The organism is Phenylobacterium sp. J367, from assembly GCF_024699985.1.
Taxonomy (GTDB): Bacteria; Pseudomonadota; Alphaproteobacteria; order Caulobacterales; family Caulobacteraceae; genus Phenylobacterium.
This window is the reverse complement of sequence record NZ_JAJONA010000001.1, coordinates 3,083,192-3,100,708: the sequence shown is the minus strand read 5'-3', so window position 1 is coordinate 3,100,708 and position 17,517 is coordinate 3,083,192. Positions and strand designations below refer to the sequence as shown.

15 protein-coding genes and 3 pseudogenes are annotated in these 17,517 nt (G+C 69.8%); 3 read left to right on the top strand and 15 right to left on the bottom strand.

The annotated features are described in order from the left end of the window. Positions 1–16 precede the first annotated feature (16 nt). The 13 genes and pseudogenes from LRS04_RS28175 to LRS04_RS16580 all read right to left on the bottom strand — a co-directional run. Positions 17–1,309, bottom strand: a pseudogene (locus LRS04_RS28175) (glutamate synthase subunit alpha); the annotation flags it as partial. Between the two features lie 174 nt (positions 1,310–1,483). Next, entirely contained in the window at positions 1,484–2,989 is a 1,506-nt protein-coding gene (locus LRS04_RS16630) for a glycosyltransferase family 2 protein (RefSeq protein ID WP_257817303.1), read from the bottom strand. Then, positions 2,989–3,687: a HEAT repeat domain-containing protein gene (locus tag LRS04_RS16625; protein WP_257817302.1), complete on the bottom strand. Its 699-nt coding sequence runs from the start codon at positions 3,685–3,687 to the stop codon at positions 2,989–2,991. Before LRS04_RS16625 ends, LRS04_RS16630 begins: the two co-directional genes overlap by 1 nt. Before the next feature lie 11 nt (positions 3,688–3,698). Next, complete coding sequence (locus tag LRS04_RS16620; protein ID WP_257817301.1) at positions 3,699–4,028, bottom strand: hypothetical protein; 330 nt, start codon at positions 4,026–4,028, stop codon at positions 3,699–3,701. A gap of 7 nt (positions 4,029–4,035) precedes the next feature. Next, complete coding sequence (locus LRS04_RS16615) at positions 4,036–5,130, bottom strand: YaiO family outer membrane beta-barrel protein (protein WP_257817300.1); 1,095 nt, start codon at positions 5,128–5,130, stop codon at positions 4,036–4,038. Beyond that, positions 5,127–5,510: a PleD family two-component system response regulator gene (locus LRS04_RS16610; RefSeq protein WP_257817299.1), complete on the bottom strand. Its 384-nt coding sequence runs from the start codon at positions 5,508–5,510 to the stop codon at positions 5,127–5,129. Before LRS04_RS16610 ends, LRS04_RS16615 begins: the two co-directional genes overlap by 4 nt. A gap of 85 nt (positions 5,511–5,595) precedes the next feature. Further along, entirely contained in the window at positions 5,596–6,306 is a 711-nt protein-coding gene (locus LRS04_RS16605) for a hypothetical protein (RefSeq protein WP_257817298.1), read from the bottom strand. A gap of 84 nt (positions 6,307–6,390) precedes the next feature. Further along, positions 6,391–7,665, bottom strand: a complete 1,275-nt coding sequence (locus LRS04_RS16600) for an MFS transporter (RefSeq protein WP_257817297.1) — start codon at positions 7,663–7,665, stop codon at positions 6,391–6,393. 55 nt (positions 7,666–7,720) lie between these two features. Then, positions 7,721–9,469 (bottom strand): TonB-dependent receptor domain-containing protein, encoded by a 1,749-nt coding sequence (locus tag LRS04_RS16595; RefSeq protein ID WP_308238163.1) that lies wholly within the window; start codon positions 9,467–9,469, stop codon positions 7,721–7,723. Positions 9,470–9,572: 103 nt separating this feature from the next. Next, positions 9,573–9,938: pseudogene (locus tag LRS04_RS27010) on the bottom strand (TonB-dependent receptor plug domain-containing protein); the annotation flags it as partial. A 186-nt stretch (positions 9,939–10,124) separates the two neighbouring features. Further along, entirely contained in the window at positions 10,125–11,369 is a 1,245-nt protein-coding gene (locus tag LRS04_RS16590; protein WP_257817296.1) for a serine hydrolase, read from the bottom strand. 70 nt (positions 11,370–11,439) lie between these two features. Further along, positions 11,440–12,129, bottom strand: a complete 690-nt coding sequence (locus LRS04_RS16585) for a TetR/AcrR family transcriptional regulator (protein WP_257817295.1) — start codon at positions 12,127–12,129, stop codon at positions 11,440–11,442. Positions 12,130–12,220: 91 nt separating this feature from the next. Beyond that, positions 12,221–13,087, bottom strand: a complete 867-nt coding sequence (locus LRS04_RS16580) for a DUF2189 domain-containing protein (RefSeq protein WP_257817294.1) — start codon at positions 13,085–13,087, stop codon at positions 12,221–12,223. 497 nt (positions 13,088–13,584) lie between these two features. Between LRS04_RS16580 and LRS04_RS16575 the strand changes: the two genes are divergently transcribed. Both LRS04_RS16575 and LRS04_RS16570 read left to right on the top strand, forming a co-directional pair. Beyond that, entirely contained in the window at positions 13,585–14,061 is a 477-nt protein-coding gene (locus LRS04_RS16575; protein ID WP_257817293.1) for a response regulator, read from the top strand. A gap of 252 nt (positions 14,062–14,313) precedes the next feature. Beyond that, a complete protein-coding gene (locus tag LRS04_RS16570; protein ID WP_257817292.1) occupies positions 14,314–15,147 on the top strand; it encodes a flagellin in 834 nt (277 codons plus the stop codon). A gap of 127 nt (positions 15,148–15,274) precedes the next feature. On the opposite strand, the gene LRS04_RS16565 is transcribed toward LRS04_RS16570, so the two are convergent. Then, entirely contained in the window at positions 15,275–15,448 is a 174-nt protein-coding gene (locus LRS04_RS16565; RefSeq protein WP_257817291.1) for a hypothetical protein, read from the bottom strand. A 142-nt stretch (positions 15,449–15,590) separates the two neighbouring features. Between LRS04_RS16565 and LRS04_RS28170 the strand changes: the two genes are divergently transcribed. Beyond that, complete coding sequence (locus tag LRS04_RS28170) at positions 15,591–16,511, top strand: LysR family transcriptional regulator (protein ID WP_374577230.1); 921 nt, start codon at positions 15,591–15,593, stop codon at positions 16,509–16,511. 189 nt (positions 16,512–16,700) lie between these two features. Here LRS04_RS28170 and LRS04_RS28165 read toward each other — a convergent pair. After that, positions 16,701–17,408: pseudogene (locus tag LRS04_RS28165) on the bottom strand (enolase C-terminal domain-like protein); the annotation flags it as partial. Between the last annotated feature and the right edge of the window lie 109 nt (positions 17,409–17,517).

Sequence of the window (17,517 nt, the reverse complement as noted above, 5' to 3'; positions counted from 1 at the left end):
GAGGGCTGCGCTTCAGCTCCTCGTCCTCGACGATGCGGCCCTCTTCCATATCGATGAGCAGCATCTTGCCGGGCTGCAGGCGCCACTTGCGGACGATGCGCGCCTCGGGGACCTCCAGCACGCCGGATTCCGAGGCCATGATCACATGGTCCTGGTCGGTGATCATGATCCGGGCGGGACGCAGGCCGTTGCGGTCGAGCGTCGCGCCGATCTGGCGGCCGTCGGTGAAGGCCACGGCGGCGGGCCCGTCCCAGGGCTCCATCAGGGCGGCGTGGTACTCGTAGAACGCGCGACGCTCCTTGCTCATCAGCGGATTGCCGGCCCAGGCCTCCGGAATCAGCATCATCATGGCGTGGGCCAGCGGATAGCCTCCGGCGACCAGCAGCTCGAGCGCATTGTCGAGGCAGGCGGTGTCCGACTGGCCGTGCGGGATCAGCGGCCACATCTTGTTGAGGTCGGGCCCGAGGAGATCGCTCTCCAGCGTCCGCCGGCGCGAGTTCATCCAGTTCACGTTGCCGCGGACCGTGTTGATCTCGCCGTTGTGGGCGATGAACCGGTAGGGGTGCGCGAGGCGCCAGGACGGGAAGGTGTTGGTCGAGAACCGCTGGTGCACGAGCGCCAGCGCGCTCTCGGTGCGCTCGTCCTGCAGGTCCTGGTAGAACGTTCCCACCTGGTCGGCGAGCAGCAGGCCCTTGTAGACTACCGTCCGGGTGGACAGGGACGGCATGTAGAATTCGGTGACGCCCGGCAGGCCGCGCTTCTCCGCGAGCTCGCGCAGCGGGTTCTGCGTCTGCTTGCGGACGGCGAGCAGCTTCCGCTCGTGGGCGTCCTGATCCTTCACCTTGGGCCCCCGCCCGATGAAGGCCTGGCGGATCACCGGCATGGAGGCCAGCACCGCCTCGCCCAGGCCCTCGGTGTTGGTCGGGACGTCGCGCCAGCCGATCAGCGGCTGCTTTTCCACGCGCAGGAAGTGCTCGAACTGCTCGACCGCGGCGTTCCGCGCGGCGTCGTCCCCGGGCAGGAAGCACATGGCGACGGCGTACTCGCCGGCCGGCGGCAGGTTGATCCCTTCCCCGGCGGCCCAGGCGCGGTAGAGGGCGTCCGGAATCTGGATCAGGATGCCGGCGCCGTCGCCGACCAGCGGGTCGGCGCCCACGGCGCCGCGGTGGTCGAGGTTGACCAGGATCTGCAGCCCGGCCTCGATCACCTCGTGAGACTTGCGGCCCTTGATGTTGGCCACGAACCCCACGCCACACGCATCGTGCTCGTTCGCCGGATCGTACAATCCTTGCCGTTCAGGCAACGCCATCTTCTTCCCCACCACGCACGCCGAAACGCGGCCGGACCTCCACCCTTGAGGGGGGCCGTGACGTGCTCTTCCCGCGATTTACCCGGCAAGATCAGCCCCTGTCGATGGGCGAAAACCTGCAACGGTGGAAGATTTTTCTAACAAGTCCGTGTCCAGGCGAGTTTCGCCTTCGGATCACGCAAAGCCGGCAAGAACCGTTCCCGGAGACGTGAGCCCGCCCTGTTGCCGCCGCCTTCGAAGGATCAGATGGCGGCCTTGCGGAAGCCCCGCCGGGTCATGGTTCCCCAGCCATGCTGCTTGGTCAGGTACTGCCACGTCCCGCGCAGCCGCCAGACGTTGTTGAGCTGCCGGTAGCCGAAGTTCTCGACCATCCCGGCCGCCATCAGCAGGGCCAGGCTTCTCACGTCCGGGGAAGCGTCGGATCTCCATCTCCTCCAGGGCCAGGGCGCCGATGCTGAGTACGACGCCGAATCCGAAGCTCATGGCCAGGAAGGCGTAGAGGTAGTCGGTGTTCAGGACGCCCAACAGCCAGAAGGCCGGGATCAGCACATAGCCGGCCAGCTCGATGAAGGGCCCGAGCACGTCGACCAGGAGGATGTAGCCGAAGCCCAGCCCGCCGACCCGGCCGTAGCGGGGATTGAACAGCATGTCGCGGTGCCGCTCGAAGGTCTCCAGGGCGCCGCGGTGCCAGCGCGCCCTCTGCCGCCCGAGCACGCCCAGGTCCTCGGGGCATTCCGTCCAGCAGACAGGCTCGGGCAGGAAGACCACCCGATAGGGCCGCTTCTGTTCGCGGAAATGGCGGTGGAGCTTGACCACCAGCTCCATGTCCTCGCCGACCGTCCCCAGGCTGTATCCGCCGACCGCCAGCACCGCGTCGCGCCGGAAGAGGCCGAAGGCGCCGGAGATGATCAGGAGGGTCCCGAGCTCGCTCCAGGCGATCCGGGCCATCAGGAAGGCGCGCAGATATTCGATGGTCTGCAGAAGGGCCAGGAAGTTCCTCGGCACGCCGACCCGGGCGACCCGCCCGTGGCTGATCTCGCAGCCGTTGGCGATGCGGATCGAGCCGCCGGCGGCGACCACCCGCTCCGGGTCCTCCACGAACGGGCGCACGGCGCGCAGCAGGGCGTCGGGCTCGAGGAGGCTGTCGGCGTCCATCGAGCAGACAACGGAGGCGCGGGAGAGGTTCAGGGCGGCGTTCAGCGCGTCCGCCTTTCCGCCGTTCTCCTTGTCGACCACCAGCAGCTTCGGCTGGCGGGAGGTAGCGTAGAGGCCGCGGATCCGGGCGCAGGGCGCGATCAACTCGTAGTCGCGCTCGACGGGCTCCAGCTCGAACGCCTCGATCAGGGCCTCCAGCGTGCGGTCCTTCGAGCCGTCGTTGACGACCACCACCTCGAAGGCGGGGTACTGCAGCGAGAGCAGAGAGCGCACGCTCTCGACGATCGTCAGCTCTTCGCCATAGGCCGGCACCAGCAGGGCGATGGGCGGCGCGGTCTCGGCATAGCGTCGCCAGAGCTGCCGGCCCTCGGCGATCCCGCGGTCGCGGCGAAGCGCCCGGCCGGCGAGGACGAGCTGCCAGACGTGGAAGGCGTTCTGGAACAGACCGGCCGCAATCACGAACCAGGCGATGGACTGGGCGAAGCGCGTCAGCCAGGCGGCAAGGATCGTGGGGTCGAAGTCCATCAGGCGACGCCCTCCAGCACGAGGGCGGCGGCGCGCCGGGCGAGATCGTCGGCCGAGCGTGCGGTCTCTTCCAGGCGGGCGATCCCCGGGGCCCCGAGCTTGACGAGCGCGGCGGCGGCCTGATGGCGGACCTGCCAGACCGGGTCCGCCAGCCGGCCGGCCAGGGGGTCGACGAGGCTGGCCAGCCGGGCGTCTCCCACCGCGTTGGCGGCCGCGGACCGCACTTCCCAGGCCTCGTCGCCGAGCGCGTCGCGGAGGATCGGCTCGGCCGCCGGATGCATCAGGCGGCCCAGGGCCTCGACGGCGGCGGTCCGCACATCCGGCTCGCGGGCGCCGGCCTGCCGCGTGAGCGCCGGGATCGCGGCGTAGGCGCCGGCCGCGCCGAGGGCCTGGGACAGAAGCACGCGCGCAACGGCGCTACGGCCGGGCGCCTCCAGGGCCGCGATGGCGGCGGCCGGGTCGGCCTCGGTGACCAGCCGCAGGAGATCGGCGAGCGCGCCGGAGGGCGGAAGGGCGCCGCGCTCCAACTCGCCGACGAGCTGGTCGACGCCGACCTCGCCGCCGGCCTGCCAGAGGGAACGCAGGGCGGCGAGCCGCACCGCCGGCGAGCCCCGGGCGGCGGCGCGGATTAGGGCGAACTGGGTCTCCGGCCCCGGGAACGCGCCGAGCGCCTCCACGGCCGCGAGGCGGCCGGCCACCGAGCCGCGGTTCAGCCGCGCTCGGAGCGTGCGGTCGGCCCCATGTGCTCCAGCGCGCTGACCACGATGTGCCGGTCCTCGCCGCGGACCAGGCTCATGAAGTCCAGGAGCGTCTCGGCGAGCAGGCGCGCCCGGCCACGGTAAGGCGCGAAGGCCGCCCCAATGTCGCTTCGTCCCTGGATCACCCCGATCAAGGCGGCCTCGACCTGGCGGCGGTCATGAAGCCTGCGCGCGGCTCGGCTCGCGTGGACGATCCGCATGAGGATCAGGCCGGTCATCCAGGCCAGGGCAATCGCCGACAGGACGATGACCGCGGACCAGATGACGGTGAGCAGGTCCACGACGGACTCAGAAGCGCCGGGTGACGCCGACGGCGAACTCGGTCCGGTCGTAGGCCCGGCGCATCTCGTACACCCCGTCAAGGCGGACGGTGGTGGCGGCGTCCAGGTCGATCGCCACGCCCGTGCTGACCGAACGCACGTCGGCAGTGAACCCCTGGTTCGATTCCGGCGCGTCGGCGAACCCGCCCGAGACCCGTAGCCGGGGGGTGGCGGCGAAAACGCCGTAGAGGCTGTAGCCGGACCGGTAGTCGTCTCGCTCGTCGAGGGTGTTGATCCAGCGGACGAGGACGTAGCTGTCGCCCTTGGCGACCGTCACGGCGGGCTGCACCGAGCGCACGTCGCCGCTGAAGTACTGGGCCCAGGAGCCGTCGACGGACAGCGTCGCGTTCCAGCCGTTCCCGACGGAGCGCGACGGCCCATAGACGCCGGCGCGCACCTGCCACTCGGGCCGGAAGTCCGCGTCGACCGCGCCGCCGAAGGCGACGTAGCCGCGCCGTCCGGCGACCGTGGCCTCGAGGTAGGTGTCCTCGAGGCCGAACTGGCGGGACTGCTCCAGGTACCCGGTGACGGTCGCCTCGTCGCCGAGGCGGCGGGAAACGCCGATCGAGCCGCGGAGCCAGTCTTCGAGCCCGGACGCGCTGAGATCCGAGCGGGCGAAGGACATGTCGAGCCGCCAGGCCGCCGGCGCGGCGGCGCGCGCCTGGGCGATCTGCGCCGCCAGCGCGCTCGCCTCGTCGTTCGGGCCGCCGCCCGCGAGCAGCGGCGCGAGCCGCGACTGGGCCTGGCCGAGGTCGCCCTGGTAGTAGGCGAGCCGGGCCTGGGCGACCTGGACGTCCGCATAGTCCGGCGCGAGGCGCCGCGCCTCGGCGAGCGCCCGCTCCGCGTCGGGATGGCGCTGGGCGGCCATATAGGCCAGGCCGAGGTTCAGCCAGATGTCCGCGTCCGCAGCGCTCGCGCGGCTGGCGGCCTCCAGGTGTGGGATGGCCTCGGCCGGCCGGCCGGCCAGCCGGAGCTCGCGGCCCCGGGCGAAGTCGTCGGCTGGCTGGGCCAGGGCGACCATGGGGACGGCGGCCAGCAAGGACGCCGCGAGGACGGCCTTCACGAAGGGCTCCGCTGAGCGGCCAGACGGTCCAGCCGAGCGACCAGCTCATCGGGATTGAAGGGCTTGGCGAGATAGTCGGCGGCGCCCAGCTTGAGTGCCCCGACGACGTCCTGCTCACGCTTGAGCGCCGTGAGCATCACCACGGTCAGGTCGCGAAGCGCCGGATTCTCCTTGAGCCGACGCAGCGCCTCGAAGCCATCCATGACCGGCATCATGGCGTCCAGCACGATGAACTGCGGGTGGCTCGATTGGGCCTTCTCGAGCGCGGCCTGCCCGTCCTCGACGCTGGTCACCAGATAGCCGGCGGCCGCCAGCTTGTGCTCGAGGATGGCCCGCAGGAGCGGATCGTCGTCAGCGATGAGGACGTGCGACTGGGACATGCGCGTCGTCTTCCAGACCAAAACAAACCGGAGCGCGCCGATATCACAGTTGCAGCCTGGACCGCACGGGGACTGTTGGTCGCGGTCAGGGCGGCGCGGCCTGGCCCGGGGCTCCCGCCGCCGCCTGCACCGCACCGGCCGGATCGGCCTCGACGGCCCCCAGGCCGCTGCCGGCCGGGGCGGCCGCCACCGCGACCTGGTGGATGATGAATCGCCCACCTGCATTGGCCTCCAGGTCGAGCCGGAACTGGTCGATGGTCGAGTTGGCCCAGTCCGGCGCGCCCTGAAGCTGGCGGCCCATGTCGTAAATGAAGGTGACCGTCTCGCCGACCTTCGGGTCGGTGTTGTCGAGCGGCAGGCCGAACCAGTCCGCAGCCTCGGGATGCGATGGGGTCGTGTAATAGAGATTGCCGCTCCAGCCGTTGGCCGCCGCCGCCTGCGTGCGGGTCAGCCGGACCAGGACGAGCTGGAACTCCTTGCCGGGAACCGCCAGGCCGCTGGGCGAACGCAGGGTCGGATCAGCAAGGCTGACGGCCAGGCCCTGCGGCGCGGCGGGAATGATCTGGCTCCCCTGCCCAGTGAAGCCGTCCGTCGAGCCGTCGAAGGTCCAGAGCCTGGCGGTGCGCAGCCGCTGGCCGCCGATCTCGAAGGCGCCCGCAGCCGCGTCCCAGCGCGCGAGCCCAGGCCGTTCCACGGTGGTCGCCGGCGCCGCCGGCGCCGGGGGCGGATCCGGCATGCGGTCGCAGCCCGCCAGCAGAGCGGCGGCCAGGCCGAGGATGAGGAATCCTGACTTCACGGAAGACGCCTGCGGCATGAGCGGAACGGACGGTCTGGCACTTGCTCCCAGTTAGGAACGGCGAAGCTCCGTTCCAAGCCGCCGTCAAGCTACCCAGTCACGGCGAAGGCGCCGGGCGGCGAGGCTGAGGAGGCCGGCGCTCAGCACGTAGAAGCCCAGCCCGGAGTAGATCGCATAGCGCAGCGCTTCGGCCCCGAAGCGCGGTGTCAGCGCATCCGAGACCGCCCCGAAGAACCAGGTGCCGAGCCCCAGGCCGATCAGGTTGTTGACGAACAGGAAGCAGGCCGAAGCCGTGGTGCGCTGGGCGGGCGCCACGAGGTGCTGGACCGCGGTCACCACCGGGCCCAGCCAGGCGAGGTTCAGGCCGGTCGGGATCAACAGCAGCAGGAAGACGGCGGTCAGGTTCGAGGACTGCACGGCCAGGTAGAAGCACGGCAGGGCCACGAGGAAACAGGCGGCAGGGACCAGGAGATAGGCCTGGGGCCGTGAGCGGCCGAGCTTGTCGCCGAGCCAGCCGCCCAGCCACACGCCGGCGACGCCGCCCACAAGCGTCATCGAGCCCAGGAACAGCGAGCGGTCCACGAGACCCATGCCCAGGCTGCGCTCGAAGAAGGAGGGCAGCCAGAACGCCACGCCGTAGCCGCAGACCGACGACGAGGCGGCGCCCAGCGAGATCAGCCAGAAGCTCGGCTTGGCGAGGAGCTCACGGATGCCGCCCGTGGGGATCGGCGCCGCGCCGGGCGCCGGCTCGTCCATGGCCCCGCGGACCGGCTCCTTGACGATCAGCTTGAACACCGGGGCGACCAGCACGCCCGCGACGCCGACGATCACGAAGGCGGCGCGCCAGTCGATGGAGGCGGCGATCAGACCGCCGAACAGGATGCCGAGCGCCGAGCCGATCGGGATGCCGAAGGAATAGGCCGCCAGGGCCCGCGCCCGCTGGTGCTTGGGGAAGTAGTCGGCGATCAGCGAATAGGCCGGAGCGACGCCGCCCGCCTCGCCCACGCCGACCCCCATGCGGCAGAGGAAGAGCTGCCAGAAGCCGCCGGCCATGCCGCAGAGCGCCGTGAAGCCGCTCCAGAGCGCGAGCGCGCCGGTCATGATCCAGGTGCGGTTGCCGCGGTCCGCCCACCAGGCGATCGGGATGCCGAGACCGGTGTAGAACAGCGCGAACGCCAGCCCGCCCATCAGGCCGAGCTGGCTGTCGGTGAGGCCCAGGTCCTTCTTGATGGGCCCTGCAAGGATCCCGAGGATCTGCCGGTCCAGGAAATTGAAGGTGTAGGCCAGGATCAGGATGGCCAGCACGAGGATGCGGTAGCGGCCGGACACGGGCGGGGCCGGCTGGACGGTCGTCGTCATGGATATCCCTGAAAAAGGAAACGCCCGGCTCTCGCGGGAGAGCCGGGCGTCTAGCCTAGAACTTCGCTTCGAGCGACAGCGTCACCGTCCGCGGCGGGCCGTAGAAGGCGTTCACCGAGTTGCCGAACAGGACGCCCGCGCTTTGCGGGAAGTTGTAGCCGCCGACGCGATAGGTCTCGTCGGTCAGGTTCCGGCCGTGCAGGCCGATCCGGTACTTCTCGTCCGCCGTGGTCCAGGTCAGGCTGGCGTCGACCAGCCAGTAGTCGTCCTGGTCGAGGATCGAGGGGATCTCGAACATCGAGAACGACGAGCGGTAGGAGGCCATCGGGATGAAGCTGATCTTCCCGTGGTCGCCCATGTCGCGAACGTAGGTGAAGCCGAAGTTGCCCGTCCATTCCGGCGTGTTCTGGAACACCCGGCTGTCGGAGAAGTCGCGGATCGCCGGCGGGGTCGTGGTCAGGTCCAGCGCCCGGTACTCGTCGAACTCGGCCTTGATGTAGCCCACGGCGAAGTTGAACGAGAGCGCGTCCGTCAGCGTCGCCAGGCCTTCGACCTCAAAGCCGGTCATGTGGCTCTCGCCGACGTTCAGCACCTGGGAGGCGATGGACGCGCCGACCGGAGTCTGCAGGGTGACCTGCTGGTCCTTGTACTGGGCGTAGAACACCGCGGTGTTCAGCGACAGGCGGCGATCGAAGAAGTAGCCCTTCAGGCCGCCTTCATAGGAGTCCACCGTCTCCGGCTGGTAGCCGTCGCGCGAGCTGGGCGTCAGGATCGCGTCGGCCCGCATGTCGAAGCCGCCCGACTTGAAGCCCTGGCTGTAGGAGACGTAGCCGGTCAGGTCGTCGCTGACGTCGTAGCTGGCCGAGACGCGCGGGGTGAACTTCTCGTAGGTGTCCTCGCTGACGAAGTCCGAACGCACCAGGCCGGGGACGGCCGTGGCGTTGCCGAACAGCGGGCTGCGCAGGCCGGTGAAGTTCTGGCGATAGACGTCGCCGGTCTTCTCGTCGCGGGTGTAGCGGCCGCCCACCGAGAGCGAGAGCCGGTCGGTGACATCGACGCTGACGTCGGCGAAGGCCGACCAGCTCTCGGTGTCCACGTGGCCGGCGGTGGCGATGGTCAGGTTGGCCTGGGACACGATGGTGTCGAAGGCGCCGGCCGCCGTGGCGTTCAGGTAGAAGAGGCCGGCCACCGCCTGCACCCGGTCGCCCGTGTAGAGGAGCTGCAGCTCCTGGGTGAACTGGTGGTCGTTGTAGCGGGCCGGGATGTCGAGGATCGCCGCCGGTAGGGTGTCGAAGTCGATGGTGCCCTCGGTCTCGCCGGCGCGGTAGGCGGTGATCGACTTCAGCGTGATGGCGTCCGAGACATTCCACTCGCCCAGCAGCGACACGCCTCGGGCTTCCACCAGGTTGTGGTCGCCGGAGCCGGCCTTGGTGTCATAGACGTCGGACAGCACCTCGCCGCCCGGGATCGGCTGGCCGAGCACGTTCAGGGCCGGCGTTTCGCGGTGGCCATGGCGCGGGTTGGAGCGGTCGGTGACGATGTCGCCGGCCAGACGGAAGAAGAGCGCGTCGGAGGGCGTGAACTCCACGGTCGCGCGGGCCGCCGAGACGTCCTTGTCGTAGTGTTCGGCGCCGGTGGTGAGGTTCGTGCCGTAGCCGTCGCGGTCGAACTTGGCCCAGGTGAGGCCGACGCCGAGCTGGTCGGTGATCATGCCCTTGGCCGCGGCGACCACGTCGCGCTGGTTGTACGAGCCGAGCTGGCCCTTGAGCTTCAGCTCCGGGTCGCCGTCGATCTTGGCCGTCACGTACTTGATGGCGCCGCCGATGGTGTTGCGGCCGTAGAGCGTGCCCCTGCGGCCCGCGCAGCACTTCCATCCGCTCGACGTCGAAGATGTCCAGCACCGCGCCCTGCGGCCGGGCCACGTACACGTCATCGATGTAGAGGCCGACGCCCGGCTCGAAACCCCACAGCGGGTCCTGCTGGCCGACGCCGCGGATGAAGGAGATCAGGGTCGAGTTGGAGCCGCGCGCGACCTGCAGGGTCAGGTTCGGCGTCTGCTGCTGAAGGGTGGTGATGTCGACGGCGCCGGTCTGTTCCAGGCGCTCGGCGGTGACGGCGGTGACGGCGACGGGAACGTCCTTCAGGCTCTCCTCGCGGCGGCGCGCGGTGACCACCAGTTCCTCGACCACGGCGTTCTCGTCGGCGGCCACCTGGGCCACGGCGAGCGTCGGAACGACCGACCACGCGGCGCCCGCCAGGAGCGCCGCCTTCATGAGAGCTTTCATAAGATCCTCCCAGCGCCTCCGTCCGTCCCCCATGGAGCGGCGGTCGGCGCTGAATTCATCGCTATGCGAATTAATGGGAGTTGTGCCGCACTTCGCCGCCGACGCGCCAGCGCCGCCGGCGGGTGCGCGCACGGTTTTTAATCAGGTGATGAATTTACGCCACAGTGGCGCTGATCAGGCCTTGCGGGAGCTCAGCGCGGCGTAAACGGCGTTGGCGGAGCTGGTCCGCACTTCCGGGGTGCCGGCGCCCGGGATCGAGCCGCGGACGTTCTGGATCATGCCCACGAAGACGACCTCGTTGGTCGGATCGATCCAGAACCAGGTGCCGAACGCCCCGCCCCACCAGTAGCTGTCGAGGCCGTGCGGCAGACCACTCTCGGCTGGGCGCTTGTGGACCGCGAAGTCCATGCCGAAGCCCAGGCCTTCCTGGTTGGGACCGTAGAGATCGACCTTCACGCCGGGGCGCAGCACATCCTGGCGCATCAGGCGGACCGTCTCGGGCTTCAGGATGCGCGCGCCGTCGAGCTCGCCGCCGTTCAGCAGGGCCTGGCAGAAGCGGAAGTAGTCCTCCGCCGTCGAATAGAGCCCGCCGCTTCCGGACAGGAACCGCGGCTTCGTCGTCTGGACCCGGCTCTCGGTCGGGACGATCTTCCCGCCGGCGTCGTAGGTGTGGATCTTCGAGACCCGCGCCGCCTTCGCCGGCTCCACCCAGAACTGGGTGTCCGGCATCTTCAGCGGCGTGAAGATGTGGTCCTGGAAGTATCGGTCCAGCGACTTTCCGGAGAGCTTCTCGACCACATAGCCCTGGACGTTCACCACCGGCCCGTAGGCCCAGTCGGTCCCGGGCTGGCTGGCGAGCGGCAGCTTGGCGAGCTTCTCGATCATGCCCTGCAGGTCGGTCTCGCCGAGCTTGTCGTTCTCATAGAGGGCGCTGACCCCGAACCCGGCCGTGTGGCTCATGAGCTGGGCCATGGTCATCGGCTGGGCCTGGTCGACGAGGCTCCCGTCGGCGGACTTCACCTTCAGGCCGGCGAACTCGGGGATGTGCTTCGCCACCGGATCGTCCAGCCGCCACCGCCCCTGCTCGTAGAGCTGCATCATCGCCACGCCGGTGATCGGCTTGGTCATGGAAGCGATCCGGAAGATGCTGTCCGCGCGCACGGGGGTCTTCTCGGCGGCGTCCAGTGACCCGTAGGCGTCGAGGTTCACCACCCGGCCCTTGCGAGCCAACAGGGTGACGACGCCCGCCAGCTTCTGCTGGTCCACCAGGGCGTGCATCTGGCTGTTCAGCGCGGCGACACCGGCCGGATCGAAGCCCACGGCTTGCGGCGGCGAAAGGCTCGCGGCGCGCGCCGGCCCCGCGGCGATGAAGGCGGCCGCGCCGGCCAGCAGGCTGCGGCGCGAGGCATTGGCGATCATGGTGGCTCCTCCCCTCCATTTCATCTTGGTTGGGAGCACTCTGCCGTCAGAAACTCCGGTACGCCAGCCCTCAGGCCCCAGGTCGCCGACGCACGACCTCCTCGATCCCGGCGGCGCAGTAGGCGTAGAGCCGGGCGCGAACAGCCTCCAGGTCGGTGGAGCGGCAAAGTCCGTCCGAGAGCTGGTCGATCCGGCCAGTCTCGGACAGCGCCAGCATCATGGACCCGGTCAGGAACTGGTAGCACCAGTAGAGGTCGCGGATCTCGGCGTCCGGCATGGCGGACTTCAGCGTGTCGACCAGCCGGTGGACGACCGGGTCGAAGAACCGGTGCATGGTCTCGCCGCCCCAGGCCGGGGTGTTGTTCACCAGCGCCACCAGTCGGAAATAGTTCTTCCAGCCTTCGTCCTTGGTGTCCGAGAGCGCGATCAGCGGCCCGATGAAGGCCTCGATGATCCCTTCCACCGTCAGTCCGCCGGCGGCCTGGGCGACATAGGCCTCCATGGCGGTTTGGCGGGCGTCGTTGAGGATCTCGGCCCGCCTCGCGAACACGCTGTCGAACAGCTCGCGCTTGGCGCCGAAGTAGTAGTGGATCAGCGCGGTATCGACGCCGGCCTCCGCCGCCACCTGCCGGACGGTGACGCCGTAGAAGCCGTGCCGGGAGAACAGGGCCTCGGCCGCGTCGAGGATCGCCTCGCGCAGGTCGGGTCCCTGCCCTTTCGGCCGCCGCCCGCGCGGCGTCGTCCCCGGGTTCTCGTTCACCTGTCCCCTCGCTCGGCTGCCGCCGCCTTGCCGCCCTAGGATGGGCCGAAGCGGGGATCAAGCCTAGCGGGAAGCGAACGCCTGCGGACGATCAGTCCTCCACCAGGCGGCGGTAGAGATGCCAGGTGGCGTGGCCGAGCAGCGGCATGACGAAAATCAGCCCCGCCAGCGCAGGCAGGGAGCCGAGGATCAGGGCGCCGGCCACGATCGCGCCCCAGAGCGCCATGGTCCCAGGATTGGCGGCCACCGCCTTCAGCGAGGTCTGGATCGCCCGCGTCATCCCCACGTCCCGGTCGAGCAGGAGGGGGAAGGAAATCACGCTGATCGCCAGCACCACGACCGCGAAGACGAAGCCTACGCCGACGCCGACGACGGTCATGGTCCAGCCGGCCGGCGTCGTCAGCACGTCGCGCAAGAAGCTGGCGACGGACGTCGGCGCCTCGGGCCCGACGGTCACCGCATAGATGCCCCAGGCGGCGGCCATCCAGAAGGCGAACAGGGCGAGCAGCACCGAGCCCAGGCCGATGATCGAGCCCAGGGCCGGCGACCCCAGGACCTTGGCCGCCACGGTCCAGGAGACCGCCTCGCCCTGTTCCAGCCGGCGGCTGATCTCGTAAAGCCCGATCGCCGCCAGCGGCCCGAGGAGGGCGAAGCCGGAGACCAGCGGGAAGACCAGCGGCAGCATCTGGTACTGGAAGGCGAGCGCGGCCAGCACGAGGCCGGCCACCGGATAGATCAGGGCGAGGAAGACCACGTCGGCGCGGGCCACGCCAAGGTCGTGCAGCCCCTCGCGCAGCGCCGCCATCAGGTCGGCAGCCCCGATCCGCCGCACCGCGGGGGCGACGGCGTCGTGCCGCGCCGGCGGCGCGCGGAGCGCCCGCTCGGCGGCGGACGCGCTGCGGGTCAGGCCCTCGAGGACGAATTCGAACGGATTCTGGATATGCGGCTGCGCAGCCATGCTCGGGCTCCCTCGAGGCATGGCCGGGGAACTCGTCGCCACGAAACGGCTCATGGCGGGATCCGGACCACAAACCTCAGGCCCCAAGCCTAGCACAGTCCGAGGATGAGCGAACGCCGTTCGTCGCGATCAGGGCTCGAGCGCCCGCGGGCCGTCCCCCGACACCAGGATGGCGAAGGCCCGCGCGCGGATGCCGCGCTCGGTCTCGGAGGCGCCGGCGGGGGGCCTGCCGGATCGCGTCAGCCAGGCGCGCCCGCGTCTCGGGACCATCGGAGGCCAGCCTCAGCGCGAGCAGAAGCTCCAGCGCGAACACCTGCTGTTCAAGGTCGTCCATAGGCTCCCCAACGCTGCTCCGGCTCCGCGGCGCGGCTCGGGCGACAGTCGCTGCGCGAGAGATCACAGGCGCGGACAGGACGGAATCGGACTCGCCTCTGAGGCACCTCAATTTGGGTAACTTGCCCCTCGAAAGGGCGAAGGCGCGGCGGCCATAAGGCGCGATGGACTTAAGCGCCACCCGCATCCTCATTGTCGAGGATCACCGTCAGATGATCGAATTGATCCGTAGCGTTCTCGCCGGCTTCGGGGCGCGCGACATCGAAGTCGCCGCCAGCCCCACTGAGGCCTGGGCCCTTCTTGAGCGCCGCGCCTTCGACCTCCTCATCGTGGACCGCACCTTCCACAACGGCGACGGCCTCGACCTCGTGCGCCGCATCCGGCGGCCAGGCGAGACGACCGCCGCCTTCCTGCCGATACTGATGCTGACGGGGTCGGGCGAGGCCAGCGTCGTGGCCGCGGCCCGCGACGCCGGCGTCAGCGAATACCTGGTGAAGCCGTTCACGGTGACGGGCTTCCACGAGCGGATGATGGCGCTCATCTTTCGGCCGCGGCCCTTCGTGCAGACCCAAGGGTACTTCGGACCGGACCGGCGCCGACGTCAGGACCCTGCCTACCGAGGCCGCGAGCGTCGAGGCTAGGGGCTCCCGCGGCAGTTCCGGCCGGGAAATCTCTGCCGGAACCGGTAGAAGTTGCCGGGCGTCCGGCAAGTTTTACCGTTCGGTAGGCATGTTTTACCCCGGCAGTTCCTGCCGCTTAGCGTGATTATCGTTACAAATCAGAGGATTTGCTTCGCCGAACAACGGTGCAGGAATTGCCATGCCTTCGATGGGCAGAACGCCCCGACCGCCCAACCGACGGTCGCCATGCCTTGAAAGAAGGATCCGCTCTTCATGCCCATGAACAGCGTCAACACCAACGTGGGGGCGATGATCGCCCTCCAGAACCTGAACCAGACCAACGGGGACCTGCAGACGACGCAGGCCCGGATCAACACCGGCAAAAGGGTTGGCAGCGTGAAGGACAATGGCGCCATCTGGGCCATTGCCCAAAACCAGCGCGCCACCTCCAACTCGCTGAACGCCGTCAAGGAGTCGCTGCAACGCGGTCAATCGACCGTCGACGTGGCCGTCTCCGCCGGCGAGAGCATCTCCGAGCTCCTGATCCTGATGAAGGAGAAGGCGCTCGCAGCCTCGGACGTGACCCTCGACTCCAACAGCCGCACGGCTCTGAACGACGACTTCATCTCGCTCCGCGACCAGATCACCAAGGCCGTGGACAACGCCATCTTCAACGGCGCCAACATGATCGAGTCGAGCGGCACCACGGTACAGGCGCTCGCCAATGCCGACGGCACCTCGCACATCACCGTCTCGGCCCAGGACCTTTCCCTGGGCGGCGCGGCGATGGGCTCGCTGACGTCCACGTCCTCGATCAGCACGGCCTCGGCCGCGTCTTCGATGATCGCAACCCTCAACGCCGCGATCATCGCCACGTCCAGCGCGCTCTTCAAGCTGGGCACCGGGTCGAAGTCGCTGGAATCCCACCTCGGCTTCGTCGTGAAGCTGCAGGACACCCTGGACGCGGGGGTCGGCAACCTTGTCGACGCGGACCTCGCGAAGGAAAGCGCCAAGCTCCAGTCCCTGCAGACAAAGCAGCAGCTGGGCATCCAGGCCTTGTCGATCGCCAACCAGGCGTCGGCGACGCTGCTGGGCCTGTTCCGCTAGCGTTTGCGCGAGGGGGCGGGTCCGCCCGCCCCCGACCGCTCCGCCGGCCCGCGTCCTCTCGGGGACGCGGGTGCGGTGGGGCCGGATCGAGGGAAAGGTCGAGGGCGCGCAGGCGCCCTTCCTGCGTTCAGACGCGGCGGTCGAGGATGCGCAGAGGCTCGGCGGCGACGACGCGCGCCTGATCGGCGGTGCGGCTGTTGGACAGCACGCCGGCCTGGCCGTAGGCAGCCTGAAGGGTCGCCGGCAGAGCCGCCGGGCGCCAGATCCCTTCACCGATGTACCGCACTTCCACCCGGTACATGACCGCGCCTCCTTAGCTGGCTCATGGTCGCGCAATATGGTGAACGGGCGGTTAAGCATGTTCAGCCATTCGCGCGGGGGCGGCTTCCAGGCGGGACCGATGCAGGCTAGGCATCGCAGGTCCGCGTCCGAGAGTATGCGCCGTGCAACACGCCCAGTTCGACCTCTCCCACCTCCGCTGCTTCGTGGCCGTGGCCGAGGAGCTCCATTTCGGCCGCGCCGCGGCGCGGCTGAACATGACCCAGCCGCCGCTCAGCCGGCAGATCCAGGTTCTGGAGCGCATCCTCGACGTGGCGCTGCTGGAGCGGAACAGCCGCAGCGTACGCCTGACCGCGGCCGGCCGGAGTTTCCTGCCGGAGGCCCAGCGGATCCTGCGCCAGACCGACATCGCCGTGGCGGTCGCCAAGCGGGCGGACGCCGGCAAGATCGGCACCCTGCGGATCGGCTTCACCGCGGCGACGGCCTACAGCTACCTGCCATCCCTCGTCATGGCCTGCCAGGAGGCCCTGCCGGACATCGGCCTCGTGCTGAACGAGACCGTCACCCGCGACCAGATCGAGGCCCTGGTGTCGGGCCAGATCGACATCGGCCTGCTTCGGCCGCCGGTCAGCCGCTCGGAGCTGAGCGCCGTGCGGGTGACCGCCGAGCCCATGGTCGTGGCCCTGCCCGAGGGGCACCACCTGGCGAGCCACGAGGCCATCCGCCCGAAGGACCTGCAGGGCGAGAGCTTCATCATGTACTCGTCCCACGACGCCCGGTACTTCCACGACCTCGTGGTCTCGGTGCTGGAGGAGCACGGGGTCTTCCCAAGGCACGTGCAGCATATGGTGCAGATCCACTCCATCCTTGCCCTCGTCCGGGCCGGCGTCGGCCTGGCGGTCGTGCCGGCCTCGGCGGCGGCTCTGCGCTACGAGCGCGTCGTCTTCCGGCCGCTGGCCACCAAGCGCCCGAGGCAGGCCGAGCTCTATCTCGTGTGGCGCAAGGACACCGCCAACCAGCTCGTCGAGCACGTGGTCGAGCTGGCCCAGAGCCTCGTGAAGGAGGCCGCGGCGGAAGCCGCCTAGCGGACCAGAGCCGGCCGCCTGTTGTCGAAGGTCCAGCCGGGGATCAGGTGCTGCATCGCCGCCGCGTCGTCGCGGGCGCCGCCTCCGACGCACCTGTAGAGTTCGTGGGCCTTCTCCAGCTCGGCGAGGTCGACGTCGACCCCGAGGCCGGGACGGTCGGGCACGGCGACCTTTCCGCCCCCGGATCCGCGGCGGCTCCTGGGTCAGCCGCTGGCCGTCCTGCCAGATCCAGTGGGTGTCGACGGCCGTGATCTCGCCCGGCGCGGCGGCCGCGGCGTGGGTGAACATGGCTAGCGAGACATCGAAGTGGTTGTTGGAGTGAGAGCCCCAGGTGAGGCCCCAGTCGTGGCACATCTGGGCCACGCGGACCGCGCCGGCCATGGTCCAGAAGTGCGGATCGGCCAGCGGGATGTCGACCGACTGGAGCTGGATCGCGTGGCCCATCTCGCGCCAGTCGGTGGCGACCATGTTGGTGGCGGTCCGCAGGCCCGTGGCCCGGCGGAACTCGGCCATCACCTCGCGGCCGGAGAAGCCGCGCTCGGCGCCGCAGGGGTCCTCCGCATAGGCCAGCACGCCCCGGAGCGGCGACATCAGTCGGACGGCGTCGGCCAGCGACCAGGCACCGTTGGGGTCGATGGTGACGTTGGCGTCCGGGAACCGCTCGGCGAGCGCGACGACGGCGTCCACTTCGGCCTCGCCGGCCAGCACGCCGCCCTTCAGCTTGAAGTCCCGGAAGCCGTAGCGATCGCGGGCGGCCTCGGCGAGGCGGACCACGGCTTCAGGGTCGAGCGCCGTCTCGTTGCGTAGCCGGGTCCAGTGGTCGGTCGCGTCGGAGCCGTCGGGGTAGTCGAGGCCGGTGACGTTGCGGTCGCCGACGAAGAACAGGTAGCCCAGCATCGGCACGTCGTCGCGCTGCTGGCCGTCGCCCAGCAGGGCGCAGGCCGGCTGATCGAGCAGCTTGCCCAGCAGGTCGAGGAAGGCGGCCTCGAGCGCCGTGACCGCGTGG

Bases quoted from the DNA above. Each gene is read 5' to 3' on its own strand.
- LRS04_RS16630 (WP_257817303.1), bottom strand. From the start codon at position 2,989: ATGGACTTCGACCCCACGATCCTTGCCGCCTGGCTGACGCGCTTCGCC.
- LRS04_RS16610 (WP_257817299.1), bottom strand. From the start codon at position 5,510: ATGTCCCAGTCGCACGTCCTCATCGCTGACGACGATCCGCTCCTGCGG.
- LRS04_RS16600 (WP_257817297.1), bottom strand. From the start codon at position 7,665: ATGACGACGACCGTCCAGCCGGCCCCGCCCGTGTCCGGCCGCTACCGC.
- LRS04_RS16590 (WP_257817296.1), bottom strand. From the start codon at position 11,369: ATGATCGCCAATGCCTCGCGCCGCAGCCTGCTGGCCGGCGCGGCCGCC.
- LRS04_RS16580 (WP_257817294.1), bottom strand. From the start codon at position 13,087: ATGGCTGCGCAGCCGCATATCCAGAATCCGTTCGAATTCGTCCTCGAG.
- LRS04_RS16575 (WP_257817293.1), top strand. From the start codon at position 13,585: ATGGACTTAAGCGCCACCCGCATCCTCATTGTCGAGGATCACCGTCAG.
- LRS04_RS16570 (WP_257817292.1), top strand. From the start codon at position 14,314: ATGCCCATGAACAGCGTCAACACCAACGTGGGGGCGATGATCGCCCTC.
- LRS04_RS16565 (WP_257817291.1), bottom strand. From the start codon at position 15,448: ATGTACCGGGTGGAAGTGCGGTACATCGGTGAAGGGATCTGGCGCCCG.